General features: G+C 60.8%; 15 protein-coding genes. 3 read left to right on the top strand and 12 right to left on the bottom strand.

Annotated features, from left to right (window positions below; translation table 11 throughout):
* Position 1 precedes the first annotated feature (1 nt).
* A complete protein-coding gene (gene mazG / locus ABOK31_RS06690) occupies positions 2-850 on the top strand; it encodes a nucleoside triphosphate pyrophosphohydrolase (protein WP_349958220.1) in 849 nt (282 codons plus the stop codon).
* A gap of 108 nt (positions 851-958) precedes the next feature.
* Here mazG and hflX read toward each other — a convergent pair whose 3' ends face one another.
* The 8 genes from hflX to dusB all read right to left on the bottom strand — a co-directional run bounded on the left by hflX (position 959) and on the right by dusB (position 11,178).
* On the bottom strand, positions 959-2,293 hold the full coding sequence (gene hflX / locus ABOK31_RS06685) for a GTPase HflX (protein ID WP_349958219.1): 1,335 nt from the start codon (positions 2,291-2,293) through the stop codon (positions 959-961).
* A gap of 78 nt (positions 2,294-2,371) precedes the next feature.
* Complete coding sequence (gene hfq / locus ABOK31_RS06680) at positions 2,372-2,614, bottom strand: RNA chaperone Hfq (protein ID WP_003539403.1); 243 nt, start codon at positions 2,612-2,614, stop codon at positions 2,372-2,374.
* A 107-nt stretch (positions 2,615-2,721) separates the two neighbouring features.
* Positions 2,722-3,585, bottom strand: coding sequence for a D-amino-acid transaminase (locus ABOK31_RS06675; RefSeq protein WP_349958218.1), 864 nt, complete (start codon positions 3,583-3,585; stop codon positions 2,722-2,724).
* A gap of 49 nt (positions 3,586-3,634) precedes the next feature.
* Positions 3,635-4,999: a sigma-54 dependent transcriptional regulator gene (locus ABOK31_RS06670; protein ID WP_174174746.1), complete on the bottom strand. Its 1,365-nt coding sequence runs from the start codon at positions 4,997-4,999 to the stop codon at positions 3,635-3,637.
* Positions 4,989-7,262 (bottom strand): PAS domain-containing sensor histidine kinase, encoded by a 2,274-nt coding sequence (locus tag ABOK31_RS06665; RefSeq protein ID WP_349958217.1) that lies wholly within the window; start codon positions 7,260-7,262, stop codon positions 4,989-4,991. Before ABOK31_RS06665 ends, ABOK31_RS06670 begins: the two co-directional genes overlap by 11 nt.
* Before the next feature lie 285 nt (positions 7,263-7,547).
* On the bottom strand, positions 7,548-8,999 hold the full coding sequence (ntrC, locus tag ABOK31_RS06660; RefSeq protein WP_174174743.1) for a nitrogen regulation protein NR(I): 1,452 nt from the start codon (positions 8,997-8,999) through the stop codon (positions 7,548-7,550).
* Complete coding sequence (locus tag ABOK31_RS06655; RefSeq protein WP_174174741.1) at positions 8,996-10,153, bottom strand: nitrogen regulation protein NR(II); 1,158 nt, start codon at positions 10,151-10,153, stop codon at positions 8,996-8,998. The genes ntrC and ABOK31_RS06655 overlap by 4 nt, the downstream gene beginning before the upstream one ends.
* A complete protein-coding gene (dusB, locus tag ABOK31_RS06650) occupies positions 10,150-11,178 on the bottom strand; it encodes a tRNA dihydrouridine synthase DusB (RefSeq protein ID WP_349958216.1) in 1,029 nt (342 codons plus the stop codon). The genes ABOK31_RS06655 and dusB overlap by 4 nt, the downstream gene beginning before the upstream one ends.
* 222 nt (positions 11,179-11,400) lie before the next feature.
* Here dusB and ABOK31_RS06645 point away from each other — a divergent pair, with 222 nt between their 5' ends.
* Complete coding sequence (locus ABOK31_RS06645) at positions 11,401-12,621, top strand: bifunctional 2-C-methyl-D-erythritol 4-phosphate cytidylyltransferase/2-C-methyl-D-erythritol 2,4-cyclodiphosphate synthase (protein ID WP_349958215.1); 1,221 nt, start codon at positions 11,401-11,403, stop codon at positions 12,619-12,621.
* Positions 12,618-13,115, top strand: a complete 498-nt coding sequence (locus ABOK31_RS06640) for a CinA family protein (RefSeq protein ID WP_349958214.1) — start codon at positions 12,618-12,620, stop codon at positions 13,113-13,115. Before ABOK31_RS06645 ends, ABOK31_RS06640 begins: the two co-directional genes overlap by 4 nt.
* 12 nt (positions 13,116-13,127) lie before the next feature.
* Here the strand turns inward: ABOK31_RS06640 and ABOK31_RS06635 are convergent, their stop codons facing one another.
* The 4 genes from ABOK31_RS06635 to ABOK31_RS06620 are packed head-to-tail and all read right to left on the bottom strand — an operon-like array spanning position 13,128 to position 15,399.
* Positions 13,128-13,574, bottom strand: a complete 447-nt coding sequence (locus tag ABOK31_RS06635; protein ID WP_349958213.1) for a type II toxin-antitoxin system RatA family toxin — start codon at positions 13,572-13,574, stop codon at positions 13,128-13,130.
* Positions 13,575-13,583: 9 nt separating this feature from the next.
* Complete coding sequence (locus tag ABOK31_RS06630; protein WP_349958212.1) at positions 13,584-14,150, bottom strand: AAA family ATPase; 567 nt, start codon at positions 14,148-14,150, stop codon at positions 13,584-13,586.
* Between the two features lie 52 nt (positions 14,151-14,202).
* Positions 14,203-14,796 (bottom strand): AAA family ATPase, encoded by a 594-nt coding sequence (locus tag ABOK31_RS06625; RefSeq protein ID WP_349958211.1) that lies wholly within the window; start codon positions 14,794-14,796, stop codon positions 14,203-14,205.
* A gap of 9 nt (positions 14,797-14,805) precedes the next feature.
* The gene (locus ABOK31_RS06620) at positions 14,806-15,399 is read right to left on the bottom strand and encodes an AAA family ATPase (protein WP_349958210.1); all 594 of its coding nucleotides are present in this window, start codon (positions 15,397-15,399) and stop codon (positions 14,806-14,808) included.
* Between the last annotated feature and the right edge of the window lie 9 nt (positions 15,400-15,408).

Raw genomic sequence — 15,408 nt, 5'->3', positions numbered from 1 at the left:
GATGGAAGCATCGCGAGACATTTCCCGCCTGATCGACATCATGGCGGCGCTGCGAAACCCCGAGAGCGGTTGCCCCTGGGACATCGTCCAGACGTTCGAGACCATCAAGCCCTATACGATCGAAGAGGCCTATGAGGTTGCGGATGCGATCGAGCGCAAGGATAACGACGATCTTTGCGACGAGCTCGGCGATCTGCTGCTGCAGGTGGTATTCCATTCTCGGATCGCCGAGGAGGCTGGAGCGTTTTCTTTCGGCGATGTCGTGCATGCCATCACCCGCAAGATGATCCGTCGCCATCCACACGTCTTTGCTGTCTCCGATGCGAAGACCGAAGACGCGGTGACGCTGCAATGGGACCGGATCAAGGCCGAGGAGAAGCGCGAGCGGGCCGAGCGCCGTGCCAAGAGCGGCATATCAGAGGATTTCAAGGCCGGTTTCCTGGGCTCGGTGCAACGGACCTTCCCTGCCCTGACGGAAGCATTGAAACTGCAGGAGCGCGCCGCCAAGGTCGGCTTCGACTGGTCGGCGCCCGAACCGATCCTCGACAAGATCGAGGAGGAGATCGGCGAATTGCGGGCAGCACTTGCAAGCGGCGACAAGGCCAAGGTCAGCGACGAGCTCGGCGATCTGATCTTCGCCGTCGTCAATATCGGCCGGCATGTGAACGCCGATCCGGAGCAGGCTCTGCGCGGCACGAACACAAAGTTCCGCCGCCGTTTCCATCATATCGAAACAACGCTCGAGGCTGAGGGCGAGACGCTGGAAGGCGCCTCGCTGGAGCGGATGGAAGAGATCTGGCAGGCGGCAAAGGCTATCGAGCGGCAGCTTGCCGGCGTCAAAACGGCCTGAAGCGCGCCGCGATCCTTCGGATTCGCTTCTTGCGCTTTTGGCTCGGGTCTTTCGCATGTCGTTATTGCAAAACCGCTTCACACTTTTGCGCGAGATGCGGAATGCCGCCTATTCCCAATCCTCGCGCTGCGGCTTCGGGCCATTGCCCATACGCCGCTCCAGTTCGGCCGCTTCGGTTTCCGTCAGGCGGACATCAAGCGTCACAGTGCCGTCTTCATTGTCCTCGCGGTTGTCGACAACTGCGTGGTTATAGAGCCAGGGCAATAGCGCCAGTTTTTCGACCGGCAAGGTGATCGTCGTTTCCGTCAGCACGCCGGAGAGGCGCCGGCTGATTTCGTCCATCAGACGATCAACGCCTTCACCTGTTATCGCCGAAACGGCAATGACATTTTCAGCGGTCGACGCCTTCTGCACAATGGCGTCATGCGCTTCCGGCTCCAGACGGTCGATCTTGTTCCAGACCTCGAGAATGCGCTCGGCGCCTTCCGCTTCGCCAATGCCGAGATCGCTGAGAATGCGCATGACATCGGCGCTCTGAACCTGATTGTCATCGTCGGAGAGATCGCGGACGTGCAGGATTAGGTCCGCTTCCAGAACCTCTTCCAGCGTCGCACGGAACGCGGCCACCAGATGAGTCGGAAGATCCGAGATGAAACCGACGGTGTCGGAGAGAATGACTGTGCGGCCATGCGGCAGCTTCATGCGGCGCAGCGTCGGGTCGAGCGTCGCAAACAGCATGTCTTCGGCCAGCACGCCGGCGCCGGTGATGCGGTTGAACAGCGTTGACTTGCCAGCATTGGTATAGCCGACGAGAGCCACGATCGGATGCGGCACCTTCTTGCGCTTGGCGCGGTGAAGCTGGCGGGTGCGAACCACCTGCTCCAGCTCGCGCTCCAGCCGGATGATCCGCTCCTGCAGCATGCGCCGGTCGGCTTCGATCTGGGTTTCACCCGGGCCGCCCATGAAGCCGGCACCGCCGCGCTGGCGCTCAAGGTGGGTCCAGCTTCGGACCAGCCGGCCCTTCTGATAATTCAGATGTGCAAGCTCGACCTGCAGCGTGCCTTCCTTGGTGGAGGCGCGGCGGCCGAAGATTTCGAGAATGAGGCCAGTGCGGTCGATGACCTTAGCGTTCCAGGCCTTCTCGAGATTGCGCTGCTGCACCGGCGTCAGCGGATGATCGACGATGAGGAGGCCGGCATTGAACTCGTCGAGCAGCGCAAGGATTTCCTCGATCTTGCCGGTGCCGAGCAGCGTCGCCGGCCGCGGATCGTTGATCGGGACGATGGAGCCGTTGACGACATCGAGATCGATAGCGAGTGCAAGGCCCTTGGCCTCCTCCAGCCGGCTCTCCGGGGGACGGGAGACGGATATGGCGCTGTCGGCCTGGGCGGAACGCGCGGCGCGCGCCTGTTTCAGCACAGGCACGACGACGACAGCGCGCATGTCATCCCGGTGCTTTACAGTCTCCGGGATGAGGGAATCATTTTTGGTATCGCGTGTCGTGATAACGGCAAGTCCCAGTTAGGAAGCGGCTTCTTCGCTCTCGAACATCTGCATCGGCTGACCCGGCATGATCGTCGAGATCGCATGCTTGTAGACGAGCTGCGAATGGCCATCGCGGCGGAGCAGGACACAGAAATTGTCGAAGGAGGTCACGACACCTGTGAGCTTCACGCCATTAATCAAGAAAATTGTCAGTGAAATCTTTTGCTTGCGAACAGTATTGAGAAATAGGTCCTGCAAGTTCTGAGAACGTTCCGCCATCGCGCCGCTTCTTTCTTTTTTGCCGACCTGAGCCGGTTAAATGTCATGATATACAGAGGTCCCGGACGGGAGATACCCTCATTCTCTCCCCCCAGCGAATGTTGGTATCAAATCGCAGTCTTTTCCGCAACGTCGAAAAAGGCTTCACGAATTTTCTGTGACATGCTGCCCGGATGACCGTTGGCAATCGTCTCGCCATCGATAGAAATGACCGGAAAACAGATACTTGTCGCCGCGGTGATGAAGACTTCGCGAGCCTTCATCATCTCTTCGACCGAGAAGAATCGCTCGACGATCGTCACATCGAGCTTGGCTGCAACGTCCATCAGCGTCGTGCGGGTGATGCCGCGCAGGATGCCGTGCTCGGCGGGGCGGGTGACGAGATTTCCGTCGTGATCGACGATCCAGACATTGGTGGCGGCCCCTTCCTTCACCATGCCGTTATGGTCGATATAGATCGCTTCCTGCGCGCCGGCTTCCTTGGCCTGCTGCCGGGCCATCGCGTTTGGAAGCAGGCCGACCGACTTGATATCCACCCGGTCCCAGCGATTGTCGCGGACGGTGATTGCCTTGATGCCGTTGGCATTCTTCTTGGCAATCACGGATTGATCGGTGCTCTTGGCGGTCACGACGATCGAGGACGGCGTGCCATCAGGCGGAAAGACGTGATCGCGCCGGGCGACGCCGCGCGTCACCTGCAGGTAGAACAGGCCGTTACGGACGTGGTTGCGACGCAAGGTCTCGCGAATCACCAGCACCAACGCCTGGCGCGTCATCGGCCAGGCGATCCGCAGCTCACTCAGCGAGCGGTTGAGGCGATCGAGGTGGCGCGTCATGTCGACAATCACGCCATGACGAACCTCGCACACCTCATAGACGCCGTCGGCAAACTGATAGCCGCGATCCTCGATATGCACCATGGCATCGCTGTGCCTGACGTAGCGGCCGTTGACATAAGCTATTCTCGGCATGGAAGCCCCTGATCCGAATTCTGTGATGTTTGAAATGTCGGGCGGCTGATCAGACGCCCAACGACTTCAGCTTGCGATGCAACGCGGAACGCTCCATGCCGACAAATTCCGCCGTGCGCGAGATATTGCCGCCGAAGCGGTTGATCTGGGCGATGAGATAATCGCGCTCGAACATTTCACGCGCTTCGCGCAGCGGCAGCGTCATGATGTGATAGTCGTTCTTCGCGGAGACCTTCGGCAGCATGTCGCCGAGGTCTGTCGGCAGCATTTCGGCCGTGATCGGCGTATCGGCTCCGTCCGAACGCGCGAGAATCATCAGACGCTCGATATTGTTGCGCAGCTGGCGGATGTTGCCAGGCCAGTCATGCGCCTGCAGCACGGCCATGGCGTCATCGCCGATCCGGCGGGGACGAATGCCGGCCTGTTCGGAAATCTGGCGCATCAGCTGGTCGACGAGGAAGGGAATGTCCTCGCGGCGCTCGGCAAGGGCCGGCACGCGTACGGGCACGACGGCGAGACGGTGGTAGAGATCCTCGCGGAAAAGGCTCTCGGCAATGCGGCTTTCCAGATTATACGCGGTAGACGAGATGATACGGACATCGACCTTGACGCGCTTGGAACCGCCGACACGTTCGAACTGCTGGTCGACGAGCACGCGCAGGATCTTGTTCTGCGTCTCGCGCGGCATTTCGCCAACTTCGTCGAGATAGAGGATGCCGCGATGGGCTTCTTCCAGAGCGCCGATCTTGCGCGCCTGCCCCGGCGAACCCTCGGTGCCGAACAAGGCGATTTCCATGCGCTCAGGCGTGATGGTCGCAGCGTTCAGTGCCACGAAGGGACCGTTGGCCCGGGTCGACTTCTTGTGGATCATGCGGGCTACCAGTTCCTTTCCGGAACCGGAGGGGCCGAAGATCATCACACGGCTGTTGGTGGGCGAAACCTTGTCGATCGTCTGGCGCAGCTGCGAAACGGCAACCGACGTGCCGATCAGTTCCACAGCATCACCGGTGCGGCGCTTGAGCTCCGAGACTTCACGCTTCAGCTTGGAATTTTCCAGCGCGCGCTCGGCGATCAGGATCAGACGATCGGCCTTGAACGGCTTCTCGATGAAATCGAAAGCGCCGCGCTTGATAGCAGACACGGCCGTCTCGATGTTGCCGTGACCCGAAATCATGACCACGGGCAACTCCGGATGACGCGCCTTGATCTCGTCAAGCAGCGCAAGGCCGTCGAGCTTGCTACCCTGCATCCAGATATCGAGGAAGATCAGCCGCGGCGCTCGGTCGGAAATCGCGGCCAGCGCGCTGTCGCTATCATACGCGGTGCGGGTTTCGTGACCTTCATCCGAAAGAATTCCCGAAACAATTTCGCGAATGTCTTCCTCGTCGTCCACTACGAGAATGTCAGATGCCATAGACGCTTTCCTTGTCACTTTCTGTCTGGGCGACGGCGGCCTGCTCACGGCGCGGCAGATGCACGCGGATCATGGCTCCCCTGCCCTGGTCGAATTCGGCAGGCGCGTCGTGGAGTTCGATCTGCCCGCCATGGTCTTCAATGATCTTCTTGACGATGGCGAGGCCGAGGCCGGTGCCCTTCTCGCGCATCGTCATGTAGGGTTCTAAAATGCTGTGCCGGTTTTCGACCGGCAGACCGCGGCCGTTGTCGATGACATCGACCGTGAAGCGATCGCGATCCGGGTCCAGAGACGAACGCACCAGGATCTTCGGCTGCTCGGGCGCCTGATCGCTCGGCACGCCCTCGATCGCCTCGACGGCGTTCTTGATGAGATTGCCGAAGGCCTGTCCGAGCATTCGCGCATCGAACATGCCCTCCAGCCGTTCGTCGCCCAGCTCACGCTCGAACTGGACGTGATTGTTGCCCATTTCGCGCAGGAAGACGGCATCGCGCAGAATATCGCGCAGATCGGTCGGCTCCATGGTCGGCTTCGGCATGCGGGCGAAGGAGGAAAACTCGTCGACCATGCGGCCGATATCGCCCACCTGCCGGATGATCGTATCGGTGCACTGGTCGAAGACCGGGCGGTCGGCATCGGCGATATTCTTGCCGAAACGACGGCGGATGCGCTCGGCCGACAGCTGGATCGGCGTCAACGGGTTCTTGATCTCATGCGCGATACGGCGCGCGACATCGGCCCAGGCGGTCGAACGCTGCGCTATGACCAGATCGGTGATGTCGTCGAGGGTAATGACGTAGGATTCGTTGGCGTCGCGCGATTCCTCGCGCGTCACCTGGACGCTGAGCGTGCGCACCGTTCCGCCGCGAACAAGGCTGATCTGCTTGCGGAAATCGCTGCGATGGCGCGTCGTCGCTTCCGTCACGACCTGATCGACCTCTGGTGAGATATCAGACAGATTCTTGCCGATGAGCTCATCACTCTTGAGCGTCAGCAGGTCTTCGGCCGAGGTGTTGACGATGGTGATGCGCCGATCATGCTCGACACCGATCACGGCTGCCGTAACACCCGAGAGCACGGCTTCGATGAAGCGACGGCGATCATCGACCTCATCCTTCGCTTCCAGGATTTCGTCACGCTGGGTGCGGATTTCCGAGATCATCTTGTTGAAGGTACGCGAAAGGCTGCCGACATCGCCATCAGCAGAGCGTACCGGCACCAGCACGTTCATATTGCCCGAGGCGACATTGTCTGCGGCGCTGATGAGAAGACGGATCGGCCGCACGATACGGTCCGCAATCGCGATCGCGGTCCAGATCGCAGCCAGAAGCACGATCAGAGCGAAGCCGATGTAGAGGACGGCGAAGGCGATCTGCAGCGACATGCGCCCCGCTTCCATCGCCTTGTATTCGACGGTGTTGTCTTCCACCATCCGCATGGCGTTCATGACGCGCGGATCGACCGCACGCACGGTATAGAGAAACGAACCTGGAAGCTCGTCCAACTTGATGACAGCGCCGACGAGATTGGTCACACCGGGCGGGATGAGCGTCGGCTGGCCATTGGCCGAGGAATCGAGCGCATCCTTCGGAATGGCTGGCAGCGGGCGTTCGGTCTTGATATCGGCCTGGACGATGGCGGTGCCGTCGCGGCGCACGAGGAAGGCGCCCAGCAGGCCGCGGCCGCGCGCCTGACGGGTCATCAGATCGGCAAACCCGGTGCGGTCGAGGTTGAAGAGAGAGCGATTGCGCTCCAGATCGTTCGCCATCGAGACGGTCTGGCCCTGCAGATAGCTCGCATTCTCCATCAGATAGGCTTGGGCGACGTTCTGCGAGGAGCTGATGATCTGCTGGGTTCGCACGCCAAACCAGCGGTCGAGACCGACATTGAGCGTCAGGCTGGCGACGATGGCGACGAGAATGGCCGGCGTGATCGCGACGATCGAGAAAAGAACGACGATGCGGATATGCAGGCGGGCTGCCGCGCGGCCACGGCTGCGCGCCTTCATCAGCCGCGCCACTTCGCGAGCAATCAGAGCAATCAGCCCCAGCACGAACAGGCCGTTGATGACGACCGAGGTGAAGACGACTGAGGATGTCGGGGCAATCGGCGTCAGCCCGAGAAGCATCAGCAAGGTCGCGATGGCGCACAGAAGAGCGCCGCCGGCCAGGATCAAACCAGGTAGGGCAAAGGAAGCACGACGGTCCGTCACCTTGACAACCGCCTCGTCGCTCGCCGCCGGCGACACCGCGTCCTGCATCATTCCCATCAATCTCCACGCCCGAGCGACGGTCGGCGCCCTGGTCAAATCGCACGGCCACTATTGGGCACGGGTGCGAGCGACAGGCAGAGGCGGGAACTGTCGTCCGGTTTCGCACAGAAGCGAAACCTTTACTTCATGTCACTTTTGCAACAAGTTGAAAAATCAGACAAACTCTCGTTCTGACGAGAGTGGGCCAGATGAATCGCCACCGCAAAAACGACGAATCTGCTGCGTGACCTTTAAGCAACGCATTGTGGCGAAAATGCAACGCATCGGATTGCGTTGTCAAGCCGTACGGGAGCTTCTGTAAACCGAAACACCCAGTTCTCTGATCTTTTTGCGCAGCGTATTGCGATTCAAGCCCAAAAGATCGGCCGCCTTGATCTGATTTCCGCGCGTGGCCGTCAGGGCGGCGAGAATCAGCGGGTATTCCATTTCGGTCAACACGCGGTCATAGAGACCCGGGGGCGGCAGATTTTCGCCGAAACCAGCGAAATAGGTCCGCATGTTCTCTTCCACCGCCTGGGCTATGGTCATCGTGCCGGTGCGGACCGGACCTTTTTCGATCGGGCTGTCGGGCACGTCGGCGCGCAGTTCCGCGTCGATGATCTCCTTGGTGATGACATCCTGCGGATAGAGCGCCATCAGCCGGCGAATGAGGTTTTCCAGCTCGCGGACGTTACCGGGCCAGGGATAGGCCTTCATCAGCTCGAGCGCCTCCTGATCGAAACGCTTGGAACCCAAGCCCTCCTTCTCAGCCTGCTGGATGAAATGGCGCACCAGATCCGGAATATCCTCGGCGCGATCGCGCAGCGGCGGCAAGCGCAACGGCACGACGTTGAGGCGGTAATAGAGATCCTCGCGGAACAAGCCCTGATTGATCGCCTGCTTCAGGTCCTTGTTGGTGGCAGCGACGATGCGGACATCGGTGCGGATCGGCGTGCGGCCGCCGACGGTCGTATATTCGCCCTGCTGCAGCACGCGCAGCAAACGGGTCTGCGCGTCCATCGGCATGTCGCCGATTTCGTCAAGGAACAGCGTGCCGCCCTCGGCTTGTTCGAAACGGCCCGTCGAGCGGGTTTGCGCGCCGGTAAAGGCGCCCTTCTCGTGGCCGAACAGTTCGGATTCGATCAGGTCACGCGGGATGGCGGCCATGTTGATCGCCACGAACGGACCATTGCGGCGCTTGCCGTAATCGTGCAGCGCGCGCGCCACCAGCTCCTTGCCGGTGCCGGATTCGCCGGTAATCATCAGGGTCAGATCGGTCTGCATCAGACGCGCGAGCACGCGGTAGATTTCCTGCATCGCGGCGGATCGGCCGACGAGCGGCATGCCGTCCTGCATGTCGTCGTCGATCTTTGCCGGCTTGCGCTTCGGCTCCGCCAGCGCCCGGCCGACGATCGCGATAAGCTCGGTCAGGTCGAAGGGCTTCGGGAGATAGTCGTAAGCGCCCTTCTCCGATGCCTTGATGGCCGTCATGAAGGTGTTCTGCGCACTCATGACCAGAACGGGCAGATCCGGTCTCGCCTTCTTGATGCGCGGCAGCAGGTCAAATGCGTTTTCGTCGGGCATGACGACGTCGGTTACGACGAGGTCGCCTTCGCCGGCCGAAACCCAACGCCAGAGCGTGGCGGCGTTCGACGTGATGCGGACATCGTAACCCGCGCGGCTCAAAGCTTGATTGAGCACAGTGCGGATGGCCGCATCGTCATCGGCGACAAGGATCGTGGCTGTCATCGAGTAGTCCCTGTAGAGTTCGGAAGGGGGGCATCTTCTGAGGTAATGCCCTTGGAAGCAGGCATCAAAACGCGGAAAGTGGTGCGATGGTTCTGGCTGTCGCATTCGACGATGCCGCCATGGTCGCCGATAATCTTGGCGACCAGCGCAAGGCCGAGGCCTGTTCCGTTCGTCTTCGTGGTTATGAACGGATCGAAGAGATGCGGCACGAGATCGGCCGGCACGCCTGGGCCATTGTCGATGACGCAGAATTCCAGCGGCAGCGAGATCTTTTCGCGCGTCCCGGCAACCGAGAGCCGGATGCCGGGACGATAGGCCGTCGTCAGCATGATCTCGCCATCCTGACGGTCGCCGACCGCTTCGGCGGCATTCTTCACCAGATTGAGGAAGACCTGAACAAGCTGATCCCGGTTCGCAAAAACAGCCGGCAGCGACGGGTCATAATTCTCGGAAATCTTGATGTTGCGGGCAAAGCCAGCCTTGGCGACTGCCTTCACGTGATCAAGCACGGAATGGATGTTGACGGGAACGCGGTCGACCGGCCGCTCGTCGGAGAAAACCTCCATGCGGTCGACCAGCGAGACGATACGGTCGGTCTCGTCGCAGATGAGGCGAGTCAGCGCACGATCATCATCCTCGACAGACTGTTCCAGCAGCTGCGCTGCACCGCGAATGCCCGAGAGTGGGTTCTTGATCTCATGCGCCAGCATCGAGGCAAGGCCTGTGACCGAACGGGCGGCGGCGCGATGCGTCAGTTGCCGGTCGATCTTGTCGGCCATGGAGCGCTCCTGGAACACCACCACGACCGAACCGGGCGTGCTGGAAACCGGCGCGACATAGATGTCCACCAGCTTGTCCTGTCCCAGGCGCGGCGAGCTGAGATCGACACGGTATTCGTTGACGGGCGCCCGGCGTTCGCGCACCTGGTCGATCAGCGCCAGCAAGGGGCTACCGAACGGTATGAAGGTGGAGATCTTGTAGCGCGACAGGTGCGATGCGCTGGCGCCGAAGAAGGCTTCCGCCTCCCAATTGGCGAAAGCGATAAGACCGGCCTCATCGACCATGACGACGGGGTTCTGGATGGCATTGAGAACGGCCATGGCCACGGAGTTGGCCGGGGTGTCACCGGCGCCGGAGCTGGATTTCGAAGTCATGCAGCCTCCTGGACGCAGTGGGCGAGATCGGCATCAGCCTGCAGCGCGGCATGGAAGGATGCAGCCACTTCGCCGCTCTCTCTCGACGTCATGATTTTCGCCTTGTCGGCACCCGTCGTCGCCGGCGCATAGCGATCGAGATACCAGGCGAGATGCTTGCGGGCGTGGCGAATGCCGACAGCCTCGCCATAGAATTCCAGCATCATGCGATAGTGCTCGAGGGCGATTTCGACGATCTCCTGACGGTTTGGCTCGCGATGGCCGGCGATCACGCCCGCATGCCACGGACGGCCCTGGCAACCGCGACCGATCATGACGGCGTCGGCGCCGGAGCGGCGCAGGATTTCCTCAGCGTCCTCAGCCGTTTCGACATCGCCATTGGCGACAAGCGGAATGGAGACGACATCGCGCACGGCGCGGATGGCATCCCAATCCGCCCTGCCCTCATAGAATTGCATGCGGGTGCGGCCGTGGATGGTGACGAGCTGGATGCCGGCCTCCTCGGCACGGCGGGCGATGTCAGGCGCGTTGATGGAATTCTCGTCCCAGCCAAGGCGCATCTTCAAGGTCACAGGAATATTCACTGCGCCGACGGTTGCTTCGATCAATGTCAGCGCATGATCGGGATCGCGCATCAGCGCCGAGCCGGAATAGCCGCCGATCACCTTCTTGGCCGGGCAACCCATGTTGATATCAATGATATCGGCACCATTATCGGCAGCGATCTTTGCCGCCTCGGCCATCCAATGGGCTTCACGCCCGGCAAGCTGCACCATATGCGGCTTTAACCCTGCACTTTTCAAGCGCGCCCAGGACTCGGCCGTATCCTGCACGAGCTCGCGACTGGCGACCATTTCCGTGACGACCAGGCCGGCGCCGTAGCGTAATGCGAGCTGCCGGAAAGGAAGATCGGTCACGCCCGACATCGGTGCAAGGATCACGCGATTTCGGATAGGCACGGAACCGATGGAAAATGGAGCTGCAAGCTTGGGAGAAAGCAAATGATTATCTTTCGGGCACACCATACATCTGCACTATTTTTAGACACGCTTTGAAAGTTTGCCAAGGGGTTTCGAAGAATCCCGATATTTTTTGGGCAGATGCTGGAAAATACTCAGTTGAGGCGATAGACCCTGCTGAAGCAGGATCCCGTTTTGGCGATCTATTTAGCATGTGCTTGTTCAAAGGAAAGCTCTACGCTTTTCAAAGCCATGCCGCAGACCGAGCCTTTCATATTTCGGGGGTTTATGACGCAAATGCATTCAAAGCAACCGCTGTCGGTGGGAATCGTCATCGTTGCCGCCGGGCGTGGCGAAAGGGCGGGCTCTCCCGAAGAAGGTCCCAAGCAGTATCGCCCGATCGGCGGCAGAGCGGTTATTGCGCATACGCTTGAAAGATTCGTGACATGGCCGCAGGCATCCAAGATCGTCGTCGTCATCCATCGCGATGACGAAAAACTGTTGCGGGTGGCGCTGGAGCAGGTTGACGGCCTGCCCGAGGTCGAGATCGCCTTCGGCGGAGCGACGCGCCAGCAATCCGTGCTTGCAGGGCTTCGGCACCTGAAGGCAAGCGGCGTGACGCATGTCATGATCCATGACGCGGTGCGCCCCTTCTTCGACCATGATCTGCTGGATCGTGTCGCCATAGCGCTGGCTGAAGGTGCGCCCGCCGTGTTGCCTGCCATGCCCGTCACCGACACGCTGAAGCGCGGCGACGCAAACGGTCTGGTTGTCGATACCGTATCCCGCACTGGCCTTCACGCCGCGCAGACGCCGCAATCCTTCCGCTTCGCCGATATTCTCGCCGCACATGAGAAAGCCGAAGCCGACGGCAAGATTGATTTCACCGACGATGCGGCGATTGCCGAATGGTGCGGCCTGCCGGTAACATTGGTGACCGGGAGCGCGGACAATGTAAAACTGACGATCAAGAGGGATATTGCCATGGCCGATGAAAAGCTCAGCGCCGCGCTGCTGCCCGACGTGCGCACCGGCAACGGCTATGACGTGCATCAGCTGGAGCCGGGCGATGGCGTTACCCTTTGTGGCGTCTTCATTCCGCACGACCAGAAGCTGAAGGGGCATTCGGACGCCGATGTCGCCCTGCATGCCCTGACGGATGCCCTGCTTGCCACCTGCGGCGCCGGCGATATCGGCGATCACTTCCCGCCCTCCGATCCGCAATGGAAGGGCGCCCCTTCCCGCATCTTCATCGAACACGCGGCAAAGATCGTGCGTGAGCGCGGCGGCACTATCATGAATGCGGATGTCTCCCTGGTCGCCGAAGCCCCGAAAGTCGGGCCGCATCGCGACGTCATGCGCGCCAGGCTATCGGAGTTTCTCGGCATCAGCATCGATCGCTGTTCGGTCAAGGCAACCACAAACGAGAAGATCGGCTTCGTCGGCCGCCGCGAAGGCATCGCAGCCATCGCGACCGCGACCGTCGTTTATCGTGGAGGCAAGACATGACGCATTTCCCGGAGGAGATTCTCGCGCTCGCGCAAAAGATCGTCACCGACTTCACGGCCAGGGGCTGGATGGTCGCGACGGCCGAATCCTGCACCGGCGGGCTGATTGCTGGCGCGCTGACGGAAATTCCCGGCTCCTCCGCCGTCGTCGATCGTGGTTTTGTCACCTACACCAATACGGCCAAGATGGAGATGCTCGGTGTGCAGGAGCAGACGCTGGCACAATTCGGTGCTGTCTCAAGGGAAACGGCGCTGCAGATGGTGCATGGCGCCCTCTTCCGCTCTCGGGCCGATTTCGCCGTGGCGGTAACGGGTATCGCCGGCCCTGGCGGCGGCTCCGCTGAAAAGCCGGTGGGCCTCGTCCACCTCGCCGCCAAGGCGCGCAGCGGCGCGCTTATCCATCATGAAATGCGCTATGGCGATATTGGCCGCGACAAGGTTCGGCTCGCCACCTTGAATACCGCGCTGGAAATGCTCGTCACGCTCGGTCAGTGACCGGGCGAGGCATCAGGCATAGATCTTATTGGCGCGCGTCTCGAAGGCATCCGTGAACATGCGGAAGGCTCGATCGAACATCGATCCCATCAGGGCGCCGAGAATGCGGCTCTTGAACTCGTAATCGATAAAGAAGTCGATGACGCTGCCGCCATTCTCCGACGGCTGAAAACGCCAGCGATTGTCGAGATACTTGAACGGACCGTCGATATATTTCACATCGATGGCGCGCTCGGCCTTGTTCAGCAGCACCTGCGTCGTAAAGGTCTCGCGGATCGCTTTGTAACCGACGGTCATGTCGGCAATCAGCAGGGTCTTGCCGTCACGATCCTTGCGGCTGCGAACCGTGAGCGCGTCGCAAAGCGGCAGGAATTCCGGATAACGCTCCACGTCGGCGACGAGGTCGAACATCTGATCGGGCGAATGCGGAACGGGGCGATGGGTTTCGAACTGAGGCATGAGCCGCAATTAAGCAGGACCGCCAAGAAGATCAAGAAGCTGACGCATTTCGCCGCGGGATTTCAGCTGTAAAACAGGCACATCAGGCCCATGCTGAGCAAGCCCAGCCAGAACTTTCGGCGCAAATTTCTGCTCCCAATCCCAGATGTAGCGTAGAAACTCCCAATCGACGCGTTCGGGGCACCCTGGGGCCATATCGGGGCGCGACCGCCCCAGCCATCGCAGTGCCCTCGACAAAGCGCCCCACATGCAAACCCAACGCGGCATGCGCACCCAAAGCACAAGCTCGGTGCGCGGCAATCTCAGATCAAAGCTGGATGGTCCCGTTCCATCGATCAGCCAGCGATCCTCGGCAACCTTCGCCGCAATAAGCGCGCGTTCCTCTACCTTGTCTCGCTTCACCCAGCCCGGCAGCCAGAAAAACTCCCGGTCCATGGAGACGTAGGGCAAATCCAGAAAAGCAACGATCTTCTGGGCCAATGTCGACTTGCCGCCGCCGGAACAGCCCATGATAAGGATACGATCGACCGCCCTAAGATGGGCCGCGCCCTCAGCTATGCTGCTTAATTCCCGCATGTGTCACCTCCGGCAACCGAATGAGCACAATAATTTGAATGTCTGGCCGCGCCTACGCCGGTTTTGTGAGCAAATCGAGCAATTCGTTCATTTGCCGGCGACTGGTCAATTGGAGGACAGGCACATCAGGCCCATGCTGCGCGAGGCCGGCCAGAACTCTCGGCGCAAACTTCTCCTCAAACGTCCAGATGAACCGCAGGAATTGCCAGTCGACCTTCTCGATGCAGCTTGGCGCCATTTCCGGGCGCGTGCGGCCCATCCATCTGATCCAGCGGGACACCACGCCCCATACGCATAACAGCCGCGGCATCCGCACCCAGATAACGAAATCCGTACGTGGCAGACGCACATCGAATGTCGAAGGGTTGGTGCCATCCAGGATCCATCGCTCTTCCTGAACCTTGGCGACAATGATGGCGCGCTGCTCGTCCTTTGCGCGCTCGACCCAGCCCGGCAGCCACAGGACGTCGCGATCGATCGAGACATAGGCAAGGCCGAAGCGGGTGGCAATCTTCTGCGACAGGGTCGACTTGCCGCCGCCGGAGCAGCCCATGACGAGGATTCGGTTCGCCCTGCGGATATGATCGGCCGCTTCGGCGAGATCGCGCACTTCGTTGCGCAACGACGGCATCACAAGCTGATCCATGACAACCCCTCAGATTTTGCTTCGCAGCCGCGACAGCAATTCCTCGCCATCGCGGTAGGATTTCAGTGTCACGACCGGCACATTGCTGCCGTACCGTGCCAGCATGTCCTGAAACTGCGGCGCCTCGTCACGCTCGAATGTCCAGATGTAACGCAGGAATTTCCAGTCCAGCCGCTCGGGGCATCCCGGCGCCATTTCGGGCCGCGACCGACCCCTGTAACGCAGCCAGCGCGAAATCACGCCGCGTAGCGCCACGTGCCGCGACGGCCGTCGCCATATGACGATATCGGTGCGCGGTAGCCGCAGGGGCAAGGTTCCGGGGCTGTTGCCGTCCATGATCCAGCGCGGTCCGGCGACCGCCTGCTCGATCAGCGCAATGGCTTCCGGACGCGGCCGTGACTTCCAGCCGGGCAACCAGAAGATATCGCGATCCATCGACACGTAGGTCAGGTCGCGCAACGACGCGATCGCCTGTGCGAGGGTGCTCTTGCCGGTGCCGGAACAGCCGATGACAAGAATACGTTCTGCCTTTTGCAGGATAGATGCCGCCTCTTCAGTATCGACGGCGCACGAAAGCGCCAGCGGCGCGATAGTCTGCTCCACGGTCCAGCT

The sequence above is a fragment of the Rhizobium sp. ZPR4 genome, from assembly GCF_040215725.1.
In the GTDB taxonomy this organism is placed as follows: Bacteria; Pseudomonadota; Alphaproteobacteria; order Rhizobiales; family Rhizobiaceae; genus Rhizobium; species Rhizobium rhizogenes_D.
The sequence above is the reverse complement of the archived record's forward strand: the minus strand, read 5'-3'. Positions and strand labels throughout refer to the sequence as shown.

Bases quoted from the DNA above. Each gene is read 5' to 3' on its own strand.
- ABOK31_RS06665 (WP_349958217.1), bottom strand. From the start codon at position 7,262: ATGATGCAGGACGCGGTGTCGCCGGCGGCGAGCGACGAGGCGGTTGTC.
- hfq (WP_003539403.1), bottom strand. From the start codon at position 2,614: ATGGCGGAACGTTCTCAGAACTTGCAGGACCTATTTCTCAATACTGTT.
- ABOK31_RS06630 (WP_349958212.1), bottom strand. From the start codon at position 14,150: ATGCGGGAATTAAGCAGCATAGCTGAGGGCGCGGCCCATCTTAGGGCG.
- ntrC (WP_174174743.1), bottom strand. From the start codon at position 8,999: ATGACAGCCACGATCCTTGTCGCCGATGACGATGCGGCCATCCGCACT.
- ABOK31_RS06625 (WP_349958211.1), bottom strand. From the start codon at position 14,796: ATGGATCAGCTTGTGATGCCGTCGTTGCGCAACGAAGTGCGCGATCTC.
- dusB (WP_349958216.1), bottom strand. From the start codon at position 11,178: ATGGTGTGCCCGAAAGATAATCATTTGCTTTCTCCCAAGCTTGCAGCT.
- ABOK31_RS06645 (WP_349958215.1), top strand. From the start codon at position 11,401: ATGACGCAAATGCATTCAAAGCAACCGCTGTCGGTGGGAATCGTCATC.
- mazG (WP_349958220.1), top strand. From the start codon at position 2: ATGGAAGCATCGCGAGACATTTCCCGCCTGATCGACATCATGGCGGCG.
- ABOK31_RS06640 (WP_349958214.1), top strand. From the start codon at position 12,618: ATGACGCATTTCCCGGAGGAGATTCTCGCGCTCGCGCAAAAGATCGTC.
- ABOK31_RS06655 (WP_174174741.1), bottom strand. From the start codon at position 10,153: ATGACTTCGAAATCCAGCTCCGGCGCCGGTGACACCCCGGCCAACTCC.
- hflX (WP_349958219.1), bottom strand. From the start codon at position 2,293: ATGCGCGCTGTCGTCGTCGTGCCTGTGCTGAAACAGGCGCGCGCCGCG.
- ABOK31_RS06670 (WP_174174746.1), bottom strand. From the start codon at position 4,999: ATGGCATCTGACATTCTCGTAGTGGACGACGAGGAAGACATTCGCGAA.
- ABOK31_RS06635 (WP_349958213.1), bottom strand. From the start codon at position 13,574: ATGCCTCAGTTCGAAACCCATCGCCCCGTTCCGCATTCGCCCGATCAG.
- ABOK31_RS06675 (WP_349958218.1), bottom strand. From the start codon at position 3,585: ATGCCGAGAATAGCTTATGTCAACGGCCGCTACGTCAGGCACAGCGAT.